This window comes from Acidovorax sp. LjRoot118 (genome assembly GCF_964253575.1).
Taxonomy (GTDB): Bacteria; Pseudomonadota; Gammaproteobacteria; order Burkholderiales; family Burkholderiaceae_C; genus Acidovorax.
Map to the genome: position 1 here is coordinate 1,337,132 of NZ_CAXURB020000001.1, position 21,772 is coordinate 1,358,903.

18 protein-coding genes are annotated in these 21,772 nt (G+C 66.7%); 12 read left to right on the top strand and 6 right to left on the bottom strand.

From position 1 onward, the window contains the following. Window positions 1-329: 329 nt before the first annotated feature. Window positions 330-878: a phasin family protein gene (locus ACSQ9E_RS06285; RefSeq protein ID WP_057205851.1), complete on the bottom strand. Its 549-nt coding sequence runs from the start codon at window positions 876-878 to the stop codon at window positions 330-332. 200 nt (window positions 879-1,078) lie between these two features. Between ACSQ9E_RS06285 and ACSQ9E_RS06290 the strand changes: the two genes are divergently transcribed. The 9 genes from ACSQ9E_RS06290 (at window position 1,079) to ACSQ9E_RS06330 (ending at window position 12,113) form a co-directional block, all read left to right on the top strand. After that, entirely contained in the window at window positions 1,079-2,047 is a 969-nt protein-coding gene (locus tag ACSQ9E_RS06290) for a histone deacetylase family protein (protein ID WP_436217201.1), read from the top strand. Between the two features lie 2 nt (window positions 2,048-2,049). Then, window positions 2,050-2,517: an acyl-CoA thioesterase gene (locus ACSQ9E_RS06295; protein ID WP_436217202.1), complete on the top strand. Its 468-nt coding sequence runs from the start codon at window positions 2,050-2,052 to the stop codon at window positions 2,515-2,517. Window positions 2,518-2,654: 137 nt separating this feature from the next. Continuing rightward, complete coding sequence (pncB, locus tag ACSQ9E_RS06300) at window positions 2,655-3,875, top strand: nicotinate phosphoribosyltransferase (protein WP_057205858.1); 1,221 nt, start codon at window positions 2,655-2,657, stop codon at window positions 3,873-3,875. A 52-nt stretch (window positions 3,876-3,927) separates the two neighbouring features. Beyond that, on the top strand, window positions 3,928-5,337 hold the full coding sequence (locus tag ACSQ9E_RS06305; protein ID WP_436217203.1) for a sodium:proton antiporter: 1,410 nt from the start codon (window positions 3,928-3,930) through the stop codon (window positions 5,335-5,337). 18 nt (window positions 5,338-5,355) lie between these two features. Beyond that, window positions 5,356-6,342, top strand: a complete 987-nt coding sequence (locus ACSQ9E_RS06310; RefSeq protein WP_436217204.1) for a 2-hydroxyacid dehydrogenase — start codon at window positions 5,356-5,358, stop codon at window positions 6,340-6,342. A 76-nt stretch (window positions 6,343-6,418) separates the two neighbouring features. Next, a complete protein-coding gene (gene rmuC / locus ACSQ9E_RS06315) occupies window positions 6,419-8,203 on the top strand; it encodes a DNA recombination protein RmuC (RefSeq protein ID WP_436217205.1) in 1,785 nt (594 codons plus the stop codon). Continuing rightward, on the top strand, window positions 8,200-9,375 hold the full coding sequence (locus ACSQ9E_RS06320) for an MFS transporter (protein WP_436217206.1): 1,176 nt from the start codon (window positions 8,200-8,202) through the stop codon (window positions 9,373-9,375). The genes rmuC and ACSQ9E_RS06320 overlap by 4 nt, the downstream gene beginning before the upstream one ends. 174 nt (window positions 9,376-9,549) lie before the next feature. Next, window positions 9,550-10,890, top strand: a complete 1,341-nt coding sequence (locus ACSQ9E_RS06325) for a surface lipoprotein assembly modifier (RefSeq protein WP_436217207.1) — start codon at window positions 9,550-9,552, stop codon at window positions 10,888-10,890. Between the two features lie 140 nt (window positions 10,891-11,030). Beyond that, a complete protein-coding gene (locus tag ACSQ9E_RS06330) occupies window positions 11,031-12,113 on the top strand; it encodes a FecR family protein (RefSeq protein ID WP_436217208.1) in 1,083 nt (360 codons plus the stop codon). Window positions 12,114-12,144: 31 nt separating this feature from the next. Here ACSQ9E_RS06330 and ACSQ9E_RS06335 read toward each other — a convergent pair whose 3' ends face one another. The 5 genes from ACSQ9E_RS06335 to ACSQ9E_RS06355 form a co-directional block, all read right to left on the bottom strand. Continuing rightward, window positions 12,145-13,008, bottom strand: coding sequence for a TIGR00730 family Rossman fold protein (locus tag ACSQ9E_RS06335; protein ID WP_436217209.1), 864 nt, complete (start codon window positions 13,006-13,008; stop codon window positions 12,145-12,147). A gap of 93 nt (window positions 13,009-13,101) precedes the next feature. Beyond that, window positions 13,102-13,488, bottom strand: coding sequence for a fluoride efflux transporter CrcB (crcB, locus tag ACSQ9E_RS06340; protein ID WP_057205875.1), 387 nt, complete (start codon window positions 13,486-13,488; stop codon window positions 13,102-13,104). 49 nt (window positions 13,489-13,537) lie between these two features. After that, the gene (locus ACSQ9E_RS06345; protein ID WP_436217210.1) at window positions 13,538-14,845 is read right to left on the bottom strand and encodes a TRAP transporter large permease; all 1,308 of its coding nucleotides are present in this window, start codon (window positions 14,843-14,845) and stop codon (window positions 13,538-13,540) included. Between the two features lie 18 nt (window positions 14,846-14,863). Beyond that, complete coding sequence (locus ACSQ9E_RS06350) at window positions 14,864-15,373, bottom strand: TRAP transporter small permease (protein ID WP_436217211.1); 510 nt, start codon at window positions 15,371-15,373, stop codon at window positions 14,864-14,866. Window positions 15,374-15,386: 13 nt separating this feature from the next. Next, on the bottom strand, window positions 15,387-16,364 hold the full coding sequence (locus ACSQ9E_RS06355; RefSeq protein WP_436217212.1) for a TRAP transporter substrate-binding protein: 978 nt from the start codon (window positions 16,362-16,364) through the stop codon (window positions 15,387-15,389). Window positions 16,365-16,536: 172 nt separating this feature from the next. On the opposite strand from ACSQ9E_RS06355, the gene ACSQ9E_RS06360 reads away from it, so the two are divergent. The 3 genes from ACSQ9E_RS06360 to ACSQ9E_RS06370 are packed head-to-tail and all read left to right on the top strand — an operon-like array spanning window position 16,537 to window position 21,770. Continuing rightward, window positions 16,537-17,067 carry a winged helix DNA-binding protein gene (locus ACSQ9E_RS06360; protein ID WP_057205885.1) on the top strand — a complete coding sequence of 177 codons (531 nt, stop codon included), beginning with the start codon at window positions 16,537-16,539 and terminating at the stop codon, window positions 17,065-17,067. Window positions 17,068-17,118: 51 nt separating this feature from the next. Then, entirely contained in the window at window positions 17,119-18,123 is a 1,005-nt protein-coding gene (locus ACSQ9E_RS06365; protein ID WP_436217213.1) for a TRAP transporter substrate-binding protein, read from the top strand. A 2-nt stretch (window positions 18,124-18,125) separates the two neighbouring features. Beyond that, window positions 18,126-21,770: a hydantoinase B/oxoprolinase family protein gene (locus tag ACSQ9E_RS06370; protein ID WP_436217214.1), complete on the top strand. Its 3,645-nt coding sequence runs from the start codon at window positions 18,126-18,128 to the stop codon at window positions 21,768-21,770. Window positions 21,771-21,772 lie beyond the last annotated feature (2 nt).

Sequence of the window (21,772 nt, forward strand, 5' to 3'; positions counted from 1 at the left end):
TGTAACGACGGTGCGATGATAAAACAAACGCGAATTATTCTTAATAAAACCAAGGGGGAGGGATGGATTTGATACCGTGCCCCACGGGCGTGGATCCATCCATGGCAAGCGAAATCGCAGGCCGCCTGAATGCTATCAAATGAGGAGCAACCCAGGCAAAAAAAAGCCCGGGGGTAACCGGGCTTTGAATTGGATCCAGGAAACGGGGGTTTCGAGAGGATCCAAGGAGACAACTGGGGGCCCCGAACTGTGTTCCGGGCCATGGGTTGAATTATCAGGGTAATCCCTGCGTTGCGCCTAGAGTCTGCACTCCAGACGCGATGGATGGCTTAGCGCTTGCGGGGAGCAGCGGTCTTCGCGGCGTTGGCAGCGGTGCTGGCCACGGCGTTGAAGTTGGCTTCGGCCACGTCCGACGCTTGCTTGACGGCCTTTTGCACCGATTCAAACGCGTTGTTGGCAGCAGAGACGGCGCTCTTCATCACGGCCACGGCGGTTTCGGAACCGGCAGGGGCGTTCTTGGCAGCGCTGTCGACCAGGTTGGTGAAGCTCTTTTGAGCGTCAGCAGCTTGCGATTCGATAGCCTTGCCGAATTCGGCTGCGGTGCCCGAAGAGATATCGTACAGGTGACGGCTGTAGGCAGCGGTCTTTTCAGCCAGGGGCTGGAACAGGCCGGCTTGCAGGGCCAGCAGTTCTTGTGCGTCCTTCACGCCCAGGAAAGCCTGGGTGTGGGTGGAGGCTTCCGACAGGGCAGCGCGCGAAGCGGTCACGTTCAGTTCAACCAGCTTTTCGACGCCTTCGAAAGCCTTGGTGGTCAGACCAAACAGGGTTTCGATGTTGGCCTTGTGGGATGCCAGAATTTGTTCAGCGGTCAGCGACATGTCATATCTCCTAAAAATAAGGCCCGGGGGGCCGAGGTGGTTTACAGACAATCTGCGCTGTCGTTGACCTGGTGAGTCATGTTGCAGTGCAGCATGGGTTGAATTTTAGGGACTTGGTGGATGATTGCAAGTGCTTTTTGTTGCGATGCAGCAATTTAGAGGTGACACCCCAACACCGCCGCCGTTGCCACAATGGCGTCATGCATGCCTATTACGCAGACCAATTTGTGCTGCCGCTGCCCGAGGGGCACCGTTTTCCCATGGCCAAGTACCGCCTGTTGCGCGACGCCGTGGCTGCGCACCTGCCCGGCGTGGCGCTGCAGGTGGCGCCGCCTGCGACCGACAGCGAGCTGGCCCTGGCCCACGCGCCGGGCTATATCGACGCCATTGCCAACGGCACCTTGCCGGCGCCCGCCCAGCGGGAGATCGGCTTTCCCTGGAGCGCGGCCATGGCCGAGCGCGCGCGCCGCTCGGTGGGCGCCACCATCGCCGCCTGCCGCGTGGCCATGGCTGGTGGCGTGGGCGGGGGCATCGCGGGCAACCTGGCCGGCGGCACGCACCACGCCTATGCCGACAAGGGCAGCGGCTTTTGCGTCTTCAACGACATGGCCGTGGCTGCGCGGCTGATGCAGGACGAGCATGCGCGCGCCGCCTCGGCCATGGGCGCCAACCCGCTGCCGCTGCGCGTGGCCGTGATCGACCTCGATGTGCACCAGGGCAATGGCACGGCGCGCATCTTCCAGGGCGACGACTCGGTGTTCACCCTCTCGCTGCACGGCGCGCGCAACTTCCCGTTCCGCAAGGAAGCGGGCGACCTGGACGTGGAGCTGCCCGACGGCTGTGGCGACGACGACTACCTGGCTGCGCTGGAGCAGGCGCTCGACACGCTGGACCAGCGCTTTGCGCCCGGCCTGGTGCTCTACCTGGCCGGGGCCGACCCGCATGTGGGCGACCGCCTGGGGCGCCTGCACATCAGCCACGACGGGCTGGAGGCGCGTGACCGGCGCGTGTTCGACTGGGCCTGGCAGCGCCGCGTGCCCGTGGCCTTTGCCATGGCGGGGGGCTACGGCACGGACATTGCCGACACCGTGCAGGCCCAGCTCACCACCTGGCGCGTGGCCCACCAGTACCAGCAACGCTGGCAGAATTTCTTGCAACCCTCTGTTTGACCATGACCGATACCGCTTCTTGCGCCGCCCCCCCGCGGCCCGCACCGCAGCCGCGCAGCGCCTACCGCGCCTTCCGCTCCATCAGCACCCGCTGGGCCGACAACGATGTCTACGGCCATGTGAACAACGTCGTGTACTACAGCTGGTTCGACACGGCGGTGAACGCGCACCTGATCGAGCAGGGCGTGCTCGACATCCACGCCGGCACCACCATTGGCTTGGTGATCGAGACGCAGTGCAACTACTTCGCGCCGCTGGCCTTCCCGCAGACGGTGGAGGCGGGCATCCGCGTGGCACGGCTGGGGGGCTCCAGCGTGCGCTACGAGGTGGGGCTGTTCGCCGAAGGCGAGCCGCTCTGCGCTGCGGCAGGGCACTTCATCCACGTATACGTGGACCGCACAACGCGCCGCCCGGTGCCGGTGCCCGAAGCGCTGCGCCAGGTGTTGCAGGCACTGCAGGTGGCTGGATGATCCAGGCCGTCCGTCCATAGGCGCAAACCCCGGGCGGCCATGCCCTGCAGCAAGGCGCCCGATGGCCTACACTTTGTGGCTTTGCTGCCCCTGACTGGCGGCGCTCCTTGGGCCATCTGCCACGGCCCGCTTCGACAATGATCATCACCAGCCTGCTCGACACCGACCTGTACAAGTTCACGATGATGCAGGTGGTGCTGCACCAATTCCCCGGGGCGCAGGTCGAGTACCGCTTCAAGTGCCGCAACCCCGGCGTGCAGTTGGCGCCGTATGCCAACGAGATCCGCGACGAGATCCGCTCGCTGTGCAGCCTGCATTTCCAGGACGCCGAGCTGGCCTACCTGCGCTCCATGCGCTTCATCAAGAGCGACTTCGTGGACTTTCTCGGGCTGTTCCGCCTGAACGAGAAGTACATCACCATCACGCCGCAGCACAACGGCGAGATCGAGATCACCATCCGCGGGCCCTGGCTGCACACCATCCTGTTCGAGATCCCGGTGCTGGCCATCGTCAACGAGGTCTACTTTCGCAACACGCAGAAGGTGCCCAATTTCCCCGAAGGCCGCCGCCGCCTGGACACCAAGATCGCCCAGCTGCAGGCCGATGGCCTGTCGGAGCTCAAGATCGCCGATTACGGCACGCGCCGGCGTTTCAGCCGCGCCTGGCACGAGGAAGTGCTGCGCGTGCTGTGTGCGCGTCTGGGCACGGGCGACCGCCGGCCCGGTGCGCCCGTGGGGCCCGGCCAGTTCGCCGGCACCAGCAATGTGCTGTATGCGATGAAATTGGGCGTGACGCCGCTGGGCACCATGGCGCATGAGTACCTGCAGGCCTGCCAGGCGCTGGGCCCGCGCCTGCGCGACAGCCAGGTCTTCGGCTTCGAGGTGTGGGCCAAGGAGTACCGGGGCGACCTGGGCATCGCCCTGTCCGACGTGTATGGCATGAGCGCCTTCCTGCGCGACTTCGACCTGTATTTCTGCAAGCTGTTCGATGGCGCGCGCCACGACAGCGGCGACCCGTTTGCCTGGGGCGAGCGCCTGCTGGACCACTACCGCAAGAACCGCGTGGATCCGCTGACCAAGACGCTGATCTTCAGCGATGCGCTCACCGTGCCGCGCACCATCGAGCTGTACCAGCAGTTCCGTGGCCGCTGCCAGCTGGCCTTCGGCATCGGCACCAACCTGACCAACGACCTGGGCAGCCCGCCCGAGCACGAGCCGCTGCAGGTGGTGATCAAGATGACGCAGTGCAACGGCCAGCCCGTGGCCAAGCTCTCCGACACGCCCGGCAAGGGCATGTGCGATGACGAGAAGTACCTGGCCTATCTGCGCCAGGTGTTCGACATTCCCGCCAGCGCCTGACCGCTCTGCGCCAGCGGCGCACCCCGATTTTTGAGTTGATGGAGTTATGCGTATGAAGATTTCACGCTGGCTGGCCCTTGCGGGCCTTGCCGCGCTGCCGGGCATGGCCATGGCGGCCGACATCGATGGCAGCGCCTTGTCCGTGCTGTGGGGTGTTCCGTTTGCCGGCCTGCTGCTGTCCATCGCCCTCATGCCCTTGCTGGCGCCCAGTTTCTGGCACCACCACTTTGGCAAGGTGGCGGCCGCGTGGGGGCTGGCCTTTCTGGCGCCGTTTGCCGTGATGTTCGGTGCCCCGGCCGCAGGCATCAGCCTGGTGCATGCGCTGGTGGCCGAGTACATCCCGTTCGTGATCCTGCTGACGGCGCTGTACACGGTGTCCGGCGGCATCTACATCCGCGGCAACCTGCACGGCAGCCCGGGGCTGAACACCGCCATCCTGGCCATCGGCGCGGTGCTGGCCAGCTTCATGGGCACCACGGGTGCGTCGATGCTGCTGATCCGCCCGCTGATCCGCGCCAACGACAACCGCAAGCATGTGGCGCATGTGGTGGTGTTCTTCATCTTCATCGTTTCCAACGCGGGCGGCTCGCTTACGCCGCTGGGGGACCCGCCGCTGTTCCTGGGCTTCCTCAAGGGCGTGGATTTCTTCTGGACGGTCAGCCATATCTTCCCGGAGACCCTGTTCCTGGTGGGCGCACTGCTGGCCATCTTCTACGCCCTCGATTCCTGGTACTACCACCGGCGCGAGGAGTTGCTGCCGGCCGACCCCACGCCCGACAGCCGGGCCATCGGTTTCGACGGCAAGCTCAACTTCGTGCTGCTCGGCGTGGTGGTGGCCCTGGTGCTGGCGAGCGGCTTCTGGAAGTCGCCCGTGGCCTGGACGGTTGCCGGCGCCGAGGTCGGATTGCCAGGGCTGGTGCGTGATGTCGGCCTGGTCATCGTGGCGCTGGTGTCGTTCAGGCTGACCCCCGCCAAGGTGCACGAGGACAACCAGTTCGGCTGGGGCCCGATGCAGGAGGTGGCCAAGCTGTTTGCGGGCATCTTCCTGACCATCATCCCGGTGATCGCCATGCTCAAGGCGGGCGTCAACGGCCCGTTCGGCGCCATCGTCTCGGCCGTCACGCGGCCCGACGGCTCGCCCGACCCGGCCATGTACTTCTGGGCTGCGGGGGCGCTCAGCTCCTTTTTGGACAACGCGCCCACCTACCTGGTGTTCTTCAACACCGCCGGGGGCGACCCGGCCGTGCTCATGACCACCCTGGCACCCACGCTGGCCGCCATCTCGGCGGGCGCGGTGTTCATGGGCGCCAACACCTACATCGGCAACGCGCCCAACATGATGGTCAAGGCGATTGCCGAAGACCGGGGCGTGAAGATGCCCAGCTTCTTCGGCTACATGCTGTGGTCGGGCAGCATCCTGGTGCCGCTGTTCATTCTGATGACCTTCATCTGGTTCCGCTGATCTGGAGATCGAACTTTCATGAGCAAGCCCCGCATCCTGGTCGCCCGCGCGATCTTTCCTGACATCGTCGAGCGCCTGCGCCAGCACTTCGAGGTGCAGGACAACCCCGAGGACGTGATCTGGACCCCGGCCGAGCTGGCCGAGCGCCTGGCCGACAAGGACGGCGCCTTCACCACCGGCAGCCAGCGCATCGACGCGGGGCTGCTGGCCGCCGCGCCGCGCCTGCGCGTCGTGGCCAACATGGCCGTGGGCTACAACAACTTCGACGTGGAGGCCATGTCGGCTGCGGGCGTGCAGGGCACCAACACGCCCGATGTGCTGACAGAGACCACGGCGGACTTCGGCTTTGCGCTCTTGATGGCCACCGCACGCCGCATGACCGAGAGCGAGCACTACCTGCGCGCCGGGCAGTGGACCAAGTGGAGCTACGACATGTTCTCGGGCTCGGACATCCACGGCAGCACGCTCGGCATCATCGGCATGGGCCGCATCGGCCAGGGCATCGCGCGCCGCGGCGCGCACGGCTTTGGCATGAACGTGGTCTACCACAACCGATCGCGCCTGTCGGACGAGCTGGAGGCCGAATGCAGGGCCCGCTACGTGGACAAGGAAGAGTTGCTGCGCACGGCCGACCACGTGGTGCTGGTGGTGCCCTACACGCCGGCATCGCACCACACCATCGGTGCGGCAGAGCTGGCGCTGATGAAGCCCACGGCCACGCTGATCAACATTGCGCGCGGCGGCATCGTCGACGACGCGGCCCTGGCCGTGGCCCTGCGCGAGCAGCGCATCGCAGCAGCGGGGCTCGACGTCTTCGAGGGCGAGCCCGGCGTGCACCCGGACCTGCTCACCGTGCCCAATGTGGTGCTCACCCCGCACATCGCCAGCGCCACCGTGCCCACGCGCCGTGCCATGGCCAATCTGGCGGCGGACAACCTGATCGCCTTCTTCGAAGCCGGGGCACCGCTGACCCCTGTCAACACCCCTGTGCTACGCGCACGCTGATCCGTTTTTGCATACACAATAGCCGCCTGCCACCGCGCACCGCATCGGTGCGCAATCTCCTAGCCAGGCTTCTTTTTTGACTACCGACACCCTCATCCTGCTGGCCGCGCTGGCCCTTGTCCTGTTGCTGCTGGTGCTCGTGCTGCTGCGCCGCCCGCGCATCGATCTGCCGCCCGAGCTGGCCGCCCGCCTGCAGGCGCTGGAGCAGACGGCCCAGGCCACGCAACTGGCCGTGGCCCGCAACGACGGGGCCATGGAAGCCCTGGCCCAGCAGATGCGTGGCTTCACCCAGACCACCCAGGCCACGCTGGAGACCGTGCGCCACGCTGTGGACGAGCGCCTGGCCCAGGCCGTGACCGAGTCGCGCAATGGCCGCGCCGAGCTGCTGGCCGCGTTCGGCGTGTTCGAGGGGCAACTGGCCAAGCGCTTCGACGGGCTGCAGCAGTCCGTGGCTGGCCGGCTGGAAGAAAGCAGCAAGGCCTTGCTGGCGAACCTGGCGCAGGGTCAGGCCGATTCGGCCGTGGCGCGCAAGGAGCTGTCGGACACGCTCACCGGTTTTCGCACCGAGCTCACCACCACCACGGCCGGGCTGGCGGCCGAGAGCGTCAAGTCGCGCGAAGCCATGGCCGAGAGCGGGGTGCTGTTCGAAAAGCGCATCCAGGAGCGCTTCGAGGCGCTGACCCTGGCCACGCGCACCACGCTCGACTCGCTCAAGGGCGACATCCAGAGCCAACTGGGCACCATGTCCGGCGCGCTCAAGGACCAGCTTGAAGCCAACGGCAACCAGATCCGCCACCAGTTCTCGGTGCTGCAGGACGCCGTCTCGCAGCAGCTCACGGGCATGCTGCAGGGCAGCCAGACCAATGCCGAGCAGTTGCGCAATGCGCTCAACGAGCGCCTGGCTGCCATCCAGGCCGACAACTCCACCAAGCTCGAAGAGATGCGCCGCACGGTGGACGAAAAACTGCACGCCACGCTGGAGCAGCGCCTGGGCGAATCCTTCAAGCTGGTGAGCGACCGCCTGGAGCAGGTGCACAAGGGCCTGGGCGAGATGCAGACCCTGGCCGGCAGTGTGGGCGACCTCAAGCGCGTGATGACCAACGTGAAGTCGCGCGGCACCTGGGGCGAAATGCAGCTCGGCGCCATCATCGAGAACGTGCTCACGCCCGACCAGTTCGCGCGCAACGTGAAGACCGTGCCGGGCAGCGACGACCTGGTGGAGTTCGCCATCCGCCTGCCGGGCAAGAGCGACGAGCACCCGGTGTGGCTGCCCATCGACTCCAAGTACCCGGTGGAGCAGTACCAGCGCCTGATGGATGCGCAGGACGCGGCCGACAAGGGGCTCATTGCCTCGACCGGCAACGCCTTCGAGGCCTCGATCAAGCTTGAGGCGAAGAAGATCTTCGCCAAGTACGTCTCGCCCCCGCACACCACCGACTTCGCCGTGCTCTACCTGCCTACCGAGGGCCTGTTCGCCGAGGTCATCCGCCGCCCCGGCCTGGTGGAAGCGCTGCAGAACGACTGCCGTGTGATGATCACCGGCCCGGCCAACCTGGCGGCCATGCTCAACAGCCTGCAGATGGGCTTCAAGACGCTGGCCATCGAAAAGCGCTCGTCCGAGGTCTGGAGCCTGCTGGGCATGGTCAAGACCGAGTTCGCCAAGTTCGGCGACGTGGTGGAGGCGACCAAGAAGTCCATCGACTCGGCCGCCAAGCGCTTTGAAGAAGTGGGTGTGCGCACCCGCGCCATCCAGAAGCGCCTGCGCGACGTGCAGGACCTGCCTGCACCCGACGTGGCAGGCGCCGTGCCCAAGCTGCGGCCCCCGATGTCTGCGGCTGACGCGCAGGACGACCTGCTGTGAACGCGGCGCTGGCCCGCTTGATCGCCGGCCAGATCTGCGTGCACGCCTGCATGGCGGGCATGCGCCTGGCCGCCCCCTTGCTGGCCCTGCGCGAAGGATACAGCGCCGCCGCCGTGGGGGTGCTGCTGGCCTTGTTCGCGCTCACCCAGGTGTTCCTGGCGCTGCCGGCCGGCCGCTATGCCGACCGCCATGGCCTCAAGCGCCCGGTGGGCTATGCTGTAGCCGTGGCCACTGCGGGCGCTGCAGCCGCGCTGGTGTTCCCGGTGTTCCCCGTGCTGTGCCTGGCGGCACTGGCCACCGGGGGCGCCACGGGCGCGGCCACCATTGCGCTGCAGCGCCATGTGGGGCGCGCCGCGCACGATGCCACGGCGCTCAAGCAGGTGTTCAGCTGGCTGGCCATCGGGCCGGCAGTGTCCAACTTCATCGGGCCGTTCTGCGCCGGGCTCATGATCGACCATGCAGGCGTCATCGCTGGCGACACCCAGGGCTACCGCGCCGCATTCGCCCTCATGGCGCTGCTGCCGCTGGCCACCTGGTTCTGGGTGCGCGACACGGTGGAGCTGCCGCCGGTGATCGCCGCGGCCGGTGGCCCGCCCCAGCGCGCCTGGGACCTGATGAACGAGGTGCCGTTCCGGCGCCTGCTCATCGTCAACTGGATCCTCTCCTCGTGCTGGGACGTGCACACCTTCGTGGTGCCGCTGATCGGGCATGAGCGCGGCCTGTCGGCATCGGTCATCGGCTCCATCCTGGGGGCGTTCGCGATTGCAGCCGCCGCCATCCGCGTGCTGATGCCCCTGGTGGCCGAGCACCTGCGCGAGCGCGTGGTGGTGGCCGTGGCCATGGTCGCCACGGCGGCGCTGTTTGCGGTGTACCCGGTGATGCCCACCGCGCTCACCATGGGCGTGTGCTCGGTGCTGCTGGGTTTTGCGCTGGGTTCGGTGCAGCCCATGGTGATGAGCCTGCTGCACCAGATCACGCCCTCCCACCGCCATGGCGAGGCGCTGGGCCTGCGCCTCATGGCCATCAACGCATCGAGCGTGCTCATGCCCATGCTGTTTGGCACCGCCGGTGCCGTGATCGGCGTGGGCGGGGTGTTCTGGGTGGTGGGCGCCGCTGTGGGGGCCGGTGCGCGCCTGGCCTGGAACATGGGCAAGCCGCAGGCGGTGCACTGATGGCGGCGCTTTTGTAAAAAAACGCATTTGCGGCTGAAATCGGAGTAGATTTCGGTAGCGTCTGCTCACATGGTTTGCAAAAAGCTGCATGGCCGGCCCAACTTTGGGGTGCCGGCCTGGTGGCCTTGCGGCTCTCTCGGGGCAAGACGCCCAACCCGCATGAGGAGACTTCCCATGGGTGTTTTTCGTCTCGCCCGCTGTGGCGCGGGGCCGCTGGCCCTCTCATCCCTGCTGTGGCTGGCGCCCGTGGTGGCGGCGCAGGCCGACGCGCTGATCGACCAGGCGTCAGCCCTGGTGCAACGTGGGTCTACGCGCGAGGCCTTTGACCTGCTCGATGCGCAGGAGGCGGCCCGCGCGGGCGACCCCGCCTTCGATGCCGCGATGGGCAGCGCCGCCCATGCCGCAGGCCAGTACAGCCGCGCCGTGATGGCCTGGGAGCGCGTGGTGGCCGCACAGCCGGACAACATGGCCGCGCAGGTGGCACTGGCCCGCGCCCTGTATGCCGTGGGGGACCAGCGCGGTGTGCTGGCCCTGTCCGACCTGGCCCGGGCACAGGGCATCCCGGTGGATGCCGCACTCAGCATCGACCAGTTCCTGGTCTCTTACGACCGGGCCGCAAGCGATGGCGGCTCCAGCCTCAAGGGCTATGCCGAGCTGGCGCTGGGCCACGATTCGAACGTGAACGCCGGGCCGGCATCGATGCTGCTCCCGTCTCCGGTGCCGGGCACGCCGGCATGGACGCTGGCGCCTTCGGCCCTGGCGCGGTCGACCGATTTCCTGGCGGCGCTGGTGGCGGTGCGCGGGCGCTACGTGATGGACGCGCGCTGGTCCCTGGTCGGCGCGGCGGCGGGTACGCCACGCCGCAACGAGGGCGGGGCTGGCGCATTCGATTCCGACCAGTTCGATGCCAGCGCAGGTGTGTCCTGGCGCTCGGAACGCCACGAATTGATCGTGCAGGGGCAGGGCGCCTACTATGCGCTGGATGGCACGCGGCTGCGCAGCATCGGCGGGGTGCTGGGCGAGTGGATCTACCGGCTCGATGGCTTTCGGCAGTGGGGCAGTTTTGTGCAGTCGGCGCGCCTGCACTACCCCACGCAGCCGCTGCGCGACGTGCAGCGTACGGTGCTGGGTACCACGTATGCCCACGTGTTCCGCGAAGGCAGCGTGGCCTATGCGGGCGTGCACGGCGGGCGCGAGGAGCCCGACGCGGCCGGTGTGGACTACCTGGGCCACCGGCTGGTGGGCGTGCGTGCGGGCGGGCAACTGGCGCTGGCCCGCAACTGGGCGCTGTTCGCCAACCTCGACTGGGAGCGGCGCCGCTATGGCGCGGCCGACCCGTTCTTCGCTGTGGTGCGGCGTGACCGGCAGGTGAATGCCTCGCTGGGGGTGTCATGGGTTCCCACCACGGCCTGGCGCATCACGCCGCAGTGGACCGGCACGCACAACGATTCCACGCTGCCCGTGTCGGAGTACCGGCGGCGCATCTGGTCCGTCACCGTTCGGCGCGAGTTCTAGATGGCCCCCCTGAGTCGCTTCGCGCCTTCCCCCCAGGGGGACGCCGCCCCTGCGGCGGGGCGGCCCTTGCACGGCGGCACTGGCCTATGGCTCGCCAGTTTCATGGGTCGGGTAAAGCAGAAAGAAAAAGGAGGTGCTTCATGAAAACCGAACCTCGCCTGTCCCGTATCGCCCTGCTCATGGCCATGGTGGCCGCCTGGCCGGCATCGGGCCTGGCTGCGGCCGGCCTGGTGCAGTTTGCCACCGGCGAGGTCAGCCTGCGCCGGGGCGATGCCACCAGCGGCGTGGCCAAGGGCGCCGAAGTGGACGCTGGCGATGTGCTCCTCACCGGCAGTGCGGGGCGGGCCCAGATCCGCTTCAGCGACGGCGGCCTGGTGGCGCTGTACCCGGATTCGCAGTTCACCGTGACCCGGTATTCCGACAGTGGCGACGTGGCGCAGGACGGCTTTGCGGTGACCTTGCTGCGCGGCGGCATGCGAGCGATCACGGGCCTGATCGGCAAGCGCAACCCGGGTAGTTACAAGGTCATCACGCCCACGGCCGTGGTGGGCATCCGGGGCTCGGCCTTCCTGGTGGGCTTCAATGCGCAGGGCCAGCTCACGGTGGCTGGCGAACAGGACGAAATCGAGGTCTGTACCGAGGCTGGCTGTGTCGGCGTGAAGGCCGGCGAGGCGGTGCTGGTGCTGTCCAGCCAGAAGCTGCCGGTGTACACGAACACGCGCGCACTGCTGCCCTTGCCCGCGCTGCCCCTGCCGCAGATGGCGGGCGATCAGTTGGGTGGCGATGGCCACCGCACCAGCGTGTTCGTGATTCCGCCGCCGCCAGTGCCTCCGCCACCACCAGCGCCTCCGGTTGTGCCACCTCCGGTCGATCCGGTGGTGCCACTACCGCCACCACCCCCACCAACTCCTGCACCACCACCGGCCCCCGTTCCAGTGCCGCCCCCTGCACCGGTGCCCGTGCCGGTTCCTGCTCCCACGCCTGTGCCGGTTCCGATACCACCTCCCGGGGTGGTGCCGCCACCGCCGCCGCCTACCACGCAGGTCCCCACGCCGCCGCCCGCCACGGGGGGGGGCACGACGCCTGGAACCACCACGCCGCCGACGACCACGCCCCCCAGGCCGGTGACGCCACCGCCGACGACCACCGTCCCCATCTTCGTGCTGCCGCCTGGCGTGATCCTGCTGCCTCCGGCTCCACCCGCCCCGACACCGATACGCTGATGGATACCGTTTCGGTGGTGAGAGGGGGAGGTCAGATCTTGTAGAACGCCTTGATCAGGTCCCAGGCTTCCTGGGGATCATCGGTGTAGTGGAAGAGCTTCAGGTCCTGCTCCGAGATCGTGCCTTCTTCCACCAGCACGTCAAAGTTGACCAGGCGCTTCCAGTAGTCGGTGCCGAAGAGCACGATGGGCACGGGCTTGGCCTTGCCGGTCTGCACCAGGGTCAGCACCTCGAACAACTCGTCCAGCGTGCCGAAGCCGCCAGGGAAGGCCACCAGCGCCTTGGCACGCATCATGAAATGCATCTTGCGCAGTGCGAAGTAGTGGAACTTGTAGCACAGCGAGGGCGAGATGAAGCGGTTGCCGCTCTGCTCGTGGGGCAGGGCGATGTTCAGTCCGACGTTGAGCGCACCCACGTCGTGGGCACCGCGGTTGGCGGCTTCCATGATGCCGGGGCCGCCGCCGGTGCAGACATAGATACGGTCGGCCGGCGCATTGCGTTCGCTGTGTTCGGCCACCAGGCGGGCGAACTGGCGCGCCAGGTCGTAGTAGCGCGCATTGCGCACGGCCTGCCGGGCCTTGGCAATGAGGGCCTCGTCGCCGCTGGCCTCGGCTGCGGTCAGCTGTTCGGCCGCCTCGTCGGGGGCAACGAAGCGGGCGCTGCCATAGACCACCACGGTGCTCTCGATGCCCTGTGCGGCCTGGCCCAGGTCGGGCTTGAGCATCTCCAGCTGGAAGCGGATGCCGCGCGTCTCGCGGCGGAACAAAAATTCGGGGTCGGCAAACGCCAGGCGGTAGGCATCGGCATGCAGCGGATTGCCTTGGGAGGCATGGGTCTGCAGTTCGGCCCAGGCATCGGCCAGGCGGCTCTCGTTGAGTTGGGTATTGGCGTCCATGGGGCCATTGTGCCGAGGTTCCATGGCAGTTTCCGGTGCAGGGTCGCTCTTTTGTGAGGAAATCCGACCCGCCTGCAAGGCAGACCTGGCGGATCAGGCGCGCTGGGCCAGAAACCAGGTGGCGCTCTGGATGCCCAGCACCGTGAGTGCCAGGGAGCCCGCGACATGCAGGCCTGTGGTGCCCAGTGCCAGCAGATAGCGCTGCTGCATCAGCATGGCCACCACCTCGGCCGAAAAGCTGGAGAACGTGGTGAGCCCGCCCAGGAAGCCCGTGACCAGGGCCAGGCGCCAGGCCGGATCAAGCTGCGGCAGGGCCTGGAGCACCGCCACGGCCACGCCGATGAGGTAGCCGCCCACCAGGTTGGCCGCCAGCGTGCCCCAGGGCAGAAGGGAGGTGCCTGTGGTGAGCCACAGGCCCAGGCGCCAGCGGGCCAGCGCGCCCAGGCTGGCACCGATACAGATGGCAAGAATGGGCAGCATGGCGCCAATGTACCAGCGGCAGCGGCACGCCTGTGCCGCTGCGCGTCGTTCAGCGCGTCGTTGCCATCTGCTGCGGCAACCAGGTGACGATGCCCGGGAAGATGTAGATCAGCGCCACGGCTCCGCACATGAGCAGGAACATCGGCATGGCCGTCTTGGCGATCCAGGGTAACTGGCGATTGGTCATGCCCTGCAGCACGAACAGGTTGAAGCCCACCGGCGGCGTGATCTGAGCCATCTCCACCACCAGCACGACGAAGATGCCGAACCAGATGGGGTCAATGCCGGCCGCCTGTACCGTGGGCATGAGCACGCCCATGGTCAGCACCACCATCGAGATGCCGTCCAGGAAGCAGCCCAGGATGATGAAGAACACGGCCAGCGCCGCGATCAGTTGGGCCTTGTTCAGGCCCAGGGATGCAATCCATTCGGCCAGGTGCCGGGGCAGCCCGATGTAGCCCATGGACAGCGTCAGGAAGGCAGCACCCGCGAGGATCAGCGCGATCATGCAGTACAGCCGCGTGGCCCCCATGAGCGAATCCCTGAAGGTGCTCCAACCCATGGAGCCCTGTACCGCAGAGAGCACCAGCGAGCCGACCACGCCCACGGCGGCGGCTTCGGTGGCGGTGGCAAAGCCGGTGTAGATGGACCCCAGCACCGCTGCGATCAGCAGCACCACCGGAATCAGGCTGCGCGACTCCGAGAGCTTCTCCATGAAGGTCATCTTTTTGTCCGCAGCGGGCACCTGGTCGGGATTGCGCAGCGCCCACACCATGATGTAGCCCGAGAACAGGGCCGCCAGCAGAATGCCCGGGAATACCCCCGCGATGAACAGCTGCGAGATCGAGACCTCGGCCGATACGCCGTAGACGATCATGATGATCGATGGCGGGATCAGCAACCCCAGGGTACTGGCGCCCGCCAGCGTGCCTACGACCATCTTCTCCGGGTAGCCCCGTCGCGTGAGCTCGGGCAGCGTCATCTTGCCGATGGTGGCGCAGGTGGCGGCGCTGGAGCCGGATACTGCCGCAAAGATGGTGCAGCCCACCACGTTGGTGTGCAGCAGACGGCCCGGCAGCGACTGGACCCAGGGCGCAAGGCCCTTGAACATGTCTTGCGACAGCCGGGTACGGAACAGGATTTCGCCCATCCAGATGAAAAGGGGCAGGGCAGTCAGTGTCCAGCTCGATGCCGACCCCCAGATGGTCACGGCCATCGCGTCGCCCGCAGGGCGTGCGGCGAACAGTTGCATGCCGATCCAGGCCACGCCGGACAGCGTGAGTCCGATCCAGACCCCGCTGCCCAGGATCAGGAACAGCGAAAGAACCAACAGGCCGGTAATGGCGATATCACTCATGATGGAGGCGGCTTTGTGTCATTCATTTCGCAGGGCTTCGCCAGGCGATGCCTGGCTGCGCCTGTCCAGGATCTCGAGCACCAGCTCGTCGATGAAGGCGATGGCCAGGATCACGGTGCCCAGGGCCATGGCAATCTGGGGGATCCACAGTGGAGTGGCATCGTTGCTGGTGGATATGTCGTGGAACTCGTGGGACTGCCAGGCCAGCTTGCAGCTGTACGCGGCAAACAGCAGCGCCAGCAGGCAGGCGATGGCCAGCGCCCAGATCTCGAAGGCCTTCTTTGCCTTGCCCTTGAGCGCGTTGAGCAGCAAGGTCACGCGGATGTGCTCGCCCCGCTTGAGCGTGTGAGCCAGTGCCAGAAAGCCCGAAGCGGCCATGAGGTAGCCGGCATAGGCATCGGCCCCGGGAACGTGGAAATGCAGCTGGCGGCTGACGATGGACAGCAGCACCATTCCAAGCAATCCAACCATGAAAAGCGCCGCCAGGGCGGCGCCGCTGTCGTACACGAAATCAAGCAGTCGGCGCATGTTGGCGTCGTGCTTACTTGCGGTACGCGTCGATCAGGGCCTTGCCGTCAGGCCCGGCCTTTTCCAGCCACTCCTTGAGCATGGTGTCGCCCACCTTGGACATGTCGGACTTGAGCTGCGCAGCCGGGGGCAGCACTTCCATGCCGCTGGCCTTGAGTTTGGCCAGGGTGTCCGTGTTGACCTTGGCGCTGGCGGCCCAGCCGCGCGTCTCGGCATCGGCCCCAGCCTTGCGCAGGGCATCCTGGGTAGGCTTGTCCAGCGCGTCGAAGGCCTTCTTGTTCACCAGCACGGCGTTCTTGGGCAACCAGGCCTGGGTGTCGTAGTAGTACTTGAGGTGTTCGTAGAGCTTGCTGTCCACGCCGGTGGCACCGGAGGTCATGGTCGATTCGACCACACCGGTTGCCAGTGCCTGCGAGAACTCTGCGGCCTGCACGGTGACTGGCTGTGCACCCACCAGTTCGGCGATGCGCGCGGTGGCCGGGCTGTAGGCGCGCCACTTGATGGCCTTCAGGTCGGCAGCGCTGGCCAGGGGCTTTTTCGTGTAGATGCCCTGGGGTGGCCATGCCACGGCGTACAGCAGCGTCATGCCCTGCTCGCCCAGTTTCTTTTCAAGGAAGGGTTTTTGCGCGGCGTAGAGCTTCTTGGATTCGTCGTAGCTGTCGGCCAGGAAGGGCAGACCATCGACACCGAAGAGTTGCCATTCGTTCTGGAAGTTGGCCAGCAGAATCTCGCCCATCTGTGCCTGGCCGCCTTGCACGGCGCGCTTGATTTCAGGGGCCTTGAACAGCGCTGCGTTGGCATGCACGGTGATCTTGAGCTTGCCGCCTGTGGCCTTGTCCACATCGCTGGCCAACTGCATCATGTTCTCTGTGTGGAAGTTGGTGGCCGGGTAGGCGGCAGCTAGGTCCCACTTGGTCTGTGCGAAAGCCGCAGGCACGAACAGGGAACAGGCCAGGGCCAGCGCGGTGAGGGGAAGGATTCGACGCTTCATTGATAGCTCCGCAAGGTAGAAAACGGGGGTATGCCACTGTATAGGAAGCAAATCGTTACGGCATAGGTGTTTGCCTGAACGTTGACAAATTGCCAACAAATCATTGGTGACTTGCCTACAATGAGTGCATGCACATCCCGTGCCAGTTTCGACTTCTGCAAAGGCGCTTTCCATGAAACCTGCGGCCCGGGCCAAGGGCGATTCCGGCCCCATCGTCTCGTCAGCGCACCTGGTGTCTGCGCAGAGCGCGGAAATGAGCGAGTTCGAGTTCGGGCTCATCGTCGCGGGCAACGCGTTCCACCGCTGGGTGGTGCACTGCATGTCGGCAGCGGGCCTCAAGGACCTGACACCGCTGGATGTGGTGGTGCTGCACCATGTGACGCACCGGGCGCGTGACAAGCGCCTGGCCGACATCTGCTTCATCATGAACGTGGAAGACACACACCTGGTGAACTACGCTTTGAAAAAGCTGCAGAACCTGGGCGTGGTGGCCTCGCAGAAGAACGGCAAGGAGGTGACCTATGCGGCCACCGATGTGGGCCGGGCTTACGTACAGCGCTACCGCGAGATCCGCGAGCGCTGCCTGATAGATGCGCTGCATGCCGACGATGCCCTGAACCGCGACATCGGCGAGCTGGCCCGTTTGCTGCGTGTGCTCTCGGGCATGTACGACCAGGCAGCACGTTCGGCGGCATCCCTGTGATGGCCGTGTGCGCTGTGGTGGTGCATGTTCATCCACTTCAAGGGAGCATGTATGTCTGTGCAGCGACGTGATTGGCTGGGTGGCGCAGGTGCCACCGTATTGGGCGGTTGTCTGGGTCTGGTGGGCGTGGGTGCGCGCGCCGCGGTGCAATGGAAGCTGGCCACCGGCTACAAGCCGGAAACCTTCTACACCCAGAATGCGGAACTTTTCGCACAGGACGTGGGCAAGGCCTCGGGCGGGGAACTGGCCATCGCCGTGCATTCCAACAACAGCCTGGTCAAGCTGCCCGAGATCTTCGGGGCGGTGCAGTCGGGCAAGGCCGAGGCAGGCGAAGTGCTGATGGCTGGCATCGTCAAGGACGTGCCCCTGGCCGGGGCCGACTCGGTGCCCTTCGTGCTGTCTACCTACAAGGATGCGCGGCGCCTGTGGCAGTACCAGGCGCCGCTGATTGAGACGGCTCTGGCCGCCAAGGGGCTGGTGCCGCTGTATGCCGTGGCCTGGCCGCCGCAGGGCCTGTTCTCGGTCAAGCCGGTGCGCACCAAATCAGACTTTCAGGGCCTGAAGATGCGCACCTACAACGCCACGACGGTGCGCATTGCCGAGCTGCTCGGCGCCACACCGGTGGATGTGGCCACGGCCGACATTCCCAAGGCCCTGGCCTCGGGCCAGATCGAAGCCATGATCACGTCGTCGGCCACCGGGGCCGAAAGCCAGGTGTGGACGCACGCCAAGTTCTACTACGAGCTCAATGCCTGGATTCCAAAGAACATGGTTTTCGCCAGCAAGAAGGCCATGGATGCGCTGTCTCCCGCGGCGCGCAAGGGGCTGCTGGACTCGGCCAAGGTGGCCGAGGACCGGGGCTGGACCATGAGCGAGGCGGCGCTGCGCAATGCCGTGGGCGACCTCAAGTCCCATGGCATGGCCGTCGAGCGCCTGTCGCTGGACCTGGGCCGCGAGATCGGCCGCCTGGGCGAACGTTTTTCACGCGAATGGGTGCGCACCGTCGGTAACGACGCCACCCGGTTGTTCATTCCTTTCTACACACAGGCTTCATGACGATGGCATCTTCCGCCTCCACCCACCCCGCACGCTGGCAGTTCTGGATCGACCGCGGGGGCACTTTCACCGATGTGGTCGGCAAGCGGCCCGACGGCAGTCTGGTCACGCACAAGCTGCTGTCCGAGAACCCCGAGCAGTACAAGGACGCGGCCGTGGCCGGCATCCGCCACCTGCTGGGCCTGAAGGCGGGCGAGCCGGTGACGCCCGAGGTGGTGGAGTGCGTGAAGATGGGCACCACGGTGGCCACCAATGCGCTGCTCGAGCGCAAGGGCGAGCCCACGCTCCTGATCACGACCAAGGGCTTTCGCGATGCGCTGCGCATCGCCTACCAGAACCGCCCGCGCCTGTTCGACCGCCACATCGTGCTGCCCGAGCTCTTGTACACCCGCGTGATCGAGGCGCAGGAGCGCATGGGCGCGCATGGCGAGGTGATCGAGGCGCTGGACGAGGCGCACCTGAAGGAGCGCCTGTGGGCCGCCTATGACGCCGGCCTGCGCAGTGCGGCCGTGGTGTTCATGCACGGCTACCGCTACACCGCACACGAAGAAGCCGCCGCCCGCCTGGCGCGCGAAGCCGGCTTCACGCAGGTGAGCGCATCGCACGCCACCAGCCCCATGATGAAGCTGGTGAGCCGCGGCGACACCACGGTGGTCGATGCCTACCTCTCGCCCATCCTGCGCCGCTATGTGGAGCAGGTGGCCAGCGAGATGCCGGGCGTGCCGCTGTTCTTCATGCAGTCTTCGGGCGGGCTGACCGACGCGCATGCCTTCCAGGGCAAGGACGCCATCCTCTCGGGCCCGGCTGGCGGCATCGTGGGCATGGCACGCACGGCCGGCCTGGCCGGGCACCAGCGCGTGATCGGCTTCGACATGGGCGGCACGTCCACCGACGTGAGCCACTATGCGGGGGAGTTCGAGCGCGAGTTCGAGACCCAGGTGGCCGGCGTGCGCATGCGTGCGCCCATGATGAGCATCCACACCGTGGCGGCGGGCGGCGGCTCCATCCTCGGCTTCGATGGCGCACGCTTTCGCGTGGGCCCTGAGAGTGCCGGTGCCAACCCCGGCCCGGCCAGTTACCGCCGTGGTGGCCCGCTGGCCGTGACCGATGCCAACGTGATGGTCGGCAAGATCCAGCCCGCGCACTTTCCGCGCGTGTTCGGCCATGGGGCCAATGAGGCGCTCGATGGCGACGCGGTCGTGCAGAAGTTCGCCGACCTGTCTGGCCAGACGGGCCGTGCCGCAGAAGATGTGGCCCACGGCTTCATCCAGATCGCCGTGCAGCAGATGGCCAATGCGATCAAGAAAATCTCGGTGGCGCGCGGCTACGATGTGACGCGCTACACCCTGCAGTGCTTTGGCGGGGCGGGTGGGCAGCACGCCTGCCTGGTGGCCGATGCGCTGGGCATGACGCGTGTGTTCGTACACCCGTTGGCGGGCGTGCTCAGCGCCTACGGCATGGGTCTGGCGGACCAGAACGTGATACGCGAGCAGGCAGTGGAGTGCAAGCTGGCACCCGAGGCCCTGGCGGGCATCGAGTCCACGCTGGAGCGCCTGGCCACGGCCGCGCGCTCCGAACTGGAGCAGCAGGCCGGCGACGGCACTGCCACGGTGCATCGGCGCGTGCATGTGCGCTATGAGGGCAGCGACTCTGCTTTGATTGTTCCATTTGGCGGCATCGAGGCCATCACAGCCAGCTTCGAGGCTGCGTACCGCCAGCGTTTTGCTTTCCTGATGCAAGGCAAGGGCCTGGTGGTGGAGGCCGTGTCGGTCGAGGCCGTGGTGCCCGGCGATGCGCCCGAGGAGCCGCGGTATGCCCTGCAGCCCGCGCGCGAGGTGCCGCGCCGCAGCACGGTGCGCATGTACACCGGCGGCACCGACGGCGTGGCCGCCTGGCACGACGCCGCCCTGGTGGTGCGCGAGGACCTGCGCCCCGGCGACGTGATCCCCGGCCCGGCCATCATTGCCGAGAAGAACGCCACCACCATCGTCGAGCCCGGCTGGGAGGCGCAGCTCACCGACCTGGACCACCTGCTGCTGGAGCGCCGCGTGGCGCGTGCCGTGCAGCACGCCGTAGGCACCACGGTGGACCCGGTGCTGCTCGAAGTGTTCAACAACCTGTTCATGAACATCGCCGAGCAGATGGGCCTGCAGTTGCAGAACACGGCCTACTCGGTCAACATCAAGGAGCGCCTGGATTTCAGCTGCGCACTGTTCGACAGGGCGGGCAACCTGATCGCCAATGCCCCGCACATGCCGGTGCACCTCGGCTCCATGGGTGAGAGCATCAAGACCGTGATCCGCGACAACGCCGGCCGCATGCAGCCGGGTGACGTGTACGTGCTCAACGACCCGTACCACGGCGGCACGCACCTGCCCGACATCACGGTGATCACGCCGGTCTATATCGGTGAAGAAGCCGAGCCCACCTTCTACGTGGGCAGCCGCGGCCACCATGCGGACGTGGGTGGCATCACGCCGGGCTCCATGCCTCCGTTCTCCACGCGCATTGAGGAAGAGGGCGTGCAGATCAACAATGTGAAGCTGGTCGAGCGCGGCGTGCTGCGCGAGGCCGAGATGATCGCGCTGCTCGAGAGCGGCGAGTACCCTTCGCGCAACCCCCAGCAGAACATGGCCGACCTGCGCGCGCAGATCGCCGCCAACGAAAAGGGCCAGCAGGAGCTGCGCCGCATGGTGAGCGAGTTCGGCCTCGATGTCGTGCAGGCCTACATGCTCCATGTGCAGGACAACGCCGAGGAATCGGTGCGCCGCGTGATCACGCGCCTGAAGGATGGCCAGTTCACCTTGCCGCTGGACAATGGCTCGCAAATCACCGTTGCCGTGCGTGTGGATGCCAAGAACCGCAGCGCCGAGATCGACTTCACGGGCACCAGCGCGCAGCAGACGCACAACTTCAATGCGCCCACGGCGGTGTGCATGGCGGCCGTGCTCTACGTGTTCCGCACCCTGGTGCAGGACGACATTCCGCTCAACGCAGGGTGTCTGAAGCCGCTCAAGGTCATCATCCCGCAGGGCTCCATGCTCAACCCCAATCCGCCGGCGTCGGTGGTCGCAGGCAACGTGGAGACCTCCACCTGCATCACCAACGCCCTTTATGGCGCGCTGGGCCTGATGGCGGCGGGGCAGTGCACCATGAACAACTTCACCTTCGGCAGCGAGCGCTACCAGTACTACGAGACCATCTCGGGCGGCAGCGGTGCCGGCGGCGTATGGGATGCCTCAGGCACGCTGGTGGACGGCTTTGCCGGCACGAGCGTGGTGCAGTGCCACATGACCAACTCGCGCCTGACCGACCCCGAGGTGCTGGAGTTCCGCTTCCCCGTGCGCCTGGAAGGCTACGAGATCCGCAAGGGCTCGGGCGGCGCGGGGCGCTGGGCGGGCGGTGACGGCGGTGTGCGCCGCGTGCGCTTCCTGGAGCCCATGACGGCCAGCATCCTCTCCAATGGCCGCCACCACGGTGCTTTCGGCATGGCCGGCGGCTCGCCGGGGGCCGTGGGCGTCAACAAGGTGGTGCGGGCCAATGGCAAGGTGGAAGCTCTGGACCACATTGGCCAAGCGCAGATGCAGCCCGGCGATGTGTTCGAAATCCACACCCCCGGGGGTGGAGGCTTCGGAACCCCGGGCTGACC

What these genes read in the sequence shown, in the direction of transcription:
- ACSQ9E_RS06355 (WP_436217212.1), bottom strand. Translation starts at nt 16,364, where the DNA reads ATGAAGCGTCGAATCCTTCCCCTCACCGCGCTGGCCCTGGCCTGTTCC.
- ACSQ9E_RS06345 (WP_436217210.1), bottom strand. Translation starts at nt 14,845, where the DNA reads ATGAGTGATATCGCCATTACCGGCCTGTTGGTTCTTTCGCTGTTCCTG.
- ACSQ9E_RS06335 (WP_436217209.1), bottom strand. Translation starts at nt 13,008, where the DNA reads ATGGACGCCAATACCCAACTCAACGAGAGCCGCCTGGCCGATGCCTGG.
- pncB (WP_057205858.1), top strand. Translation starts at nt 2,655, where the DNA reads ATGATCATCACCAGCCTGCTCGACACCGACCTGTACAAGTTCACGATG.
- ACSQ9E_RS06295 (WP_436217202.1), top strand. Translation starts at nt 2,050, where the DNA reads ATGACCGATACCGCTTCTTGCGCCGCCCCCCCGCGGCCCGCACCGCAG.
- ACSQ9E_RS06350 (WP_436217211.1), bottom strand. Translation starts at nt 15,373, where the DNA reads ATGCGCCGACTGCTTGATTTCGTGTACGACAGCGGCGCCGCCCTGGCG.
- ACSQ9E_RS06325 (WP_436217207.1), top strand. Translation starts at nt 9,550, where the DNA reads ATGGGTGTTTTTCGTCTCGCCCGCTGTGGCGCGGGGCCGCTGGCCCTC.
- crcB (WP_057205875.1), bottom strand. Translation starts at nt 13,488, where the DNA reads ATGCTGCCCATTCTTGCCATCTGTATCGGTGCCAGCCTGGGCGCGCTG.
- ACSQ9E_RS06310 (WP_436217204.1), top strand. Translation starts at nt 5,356, where the DNA reads ATGAGCAAGCCCCGCATCCTGGTCGCCCGCGCGATCTTTCCTGACATC.
- ACSQ9E_RS06360 (WP_057205885.1), top strand. Translation starts at nt 16,537, where the DNA reads ATGAAACCTGCGGCCCGGGCCAAGGGCGATTCCGGCCCCATCGTCTCG.
- ACSQ9E_RS06290 (WP_436217201.1), top strand. Translation starts at nt 1,079, where the DNA reads ATGCATGCCTATTACGCAGACCAATTTGTGCTGCCGCTGCCCGAGGGG.
- ACSQ9E_RS06330 (WP_436217208.1), top strand. Translation starts at nt 11,031, where the DNA reads ATGAAAACCGAACCTCGCCTGTCCCGTATCGCCCTGCTCATGGCCATG.
- ACSQ9E_RS06370 (WP_436217214.1), top strand. Translation starts at nt 18,126, where the DNA reads ATGGCATCTTCCGCCTCCACCCACCCCGCACGCTGGCAGTTCTGGATC.
- ACSQ9E_RS06365 (WP_436217213.1), top strand. Translation starts at nt 17,119, where the DNA reads ATGTCTGTGCAGCGACGTGATTGGCTGGGTGGCGCAGGTGCCACCGTA.
- ACSQ9E_RS06305 (WP_436217203.1), top strand. Translation starts at nt 3,928, where the DNA reads ATGAAGATTTCACGCTGGCTGGCCCTTGCGGGCCTTGCCGCGCTGCCG.
- ACSQ9E_RS06285 (WP_057205851.1), bottom strand. Translation starts at nt 878, where the DNA reads ATGTCGCTGACCGCTGAACAAATTCTGGCATCCCACAAGGCCAACATC.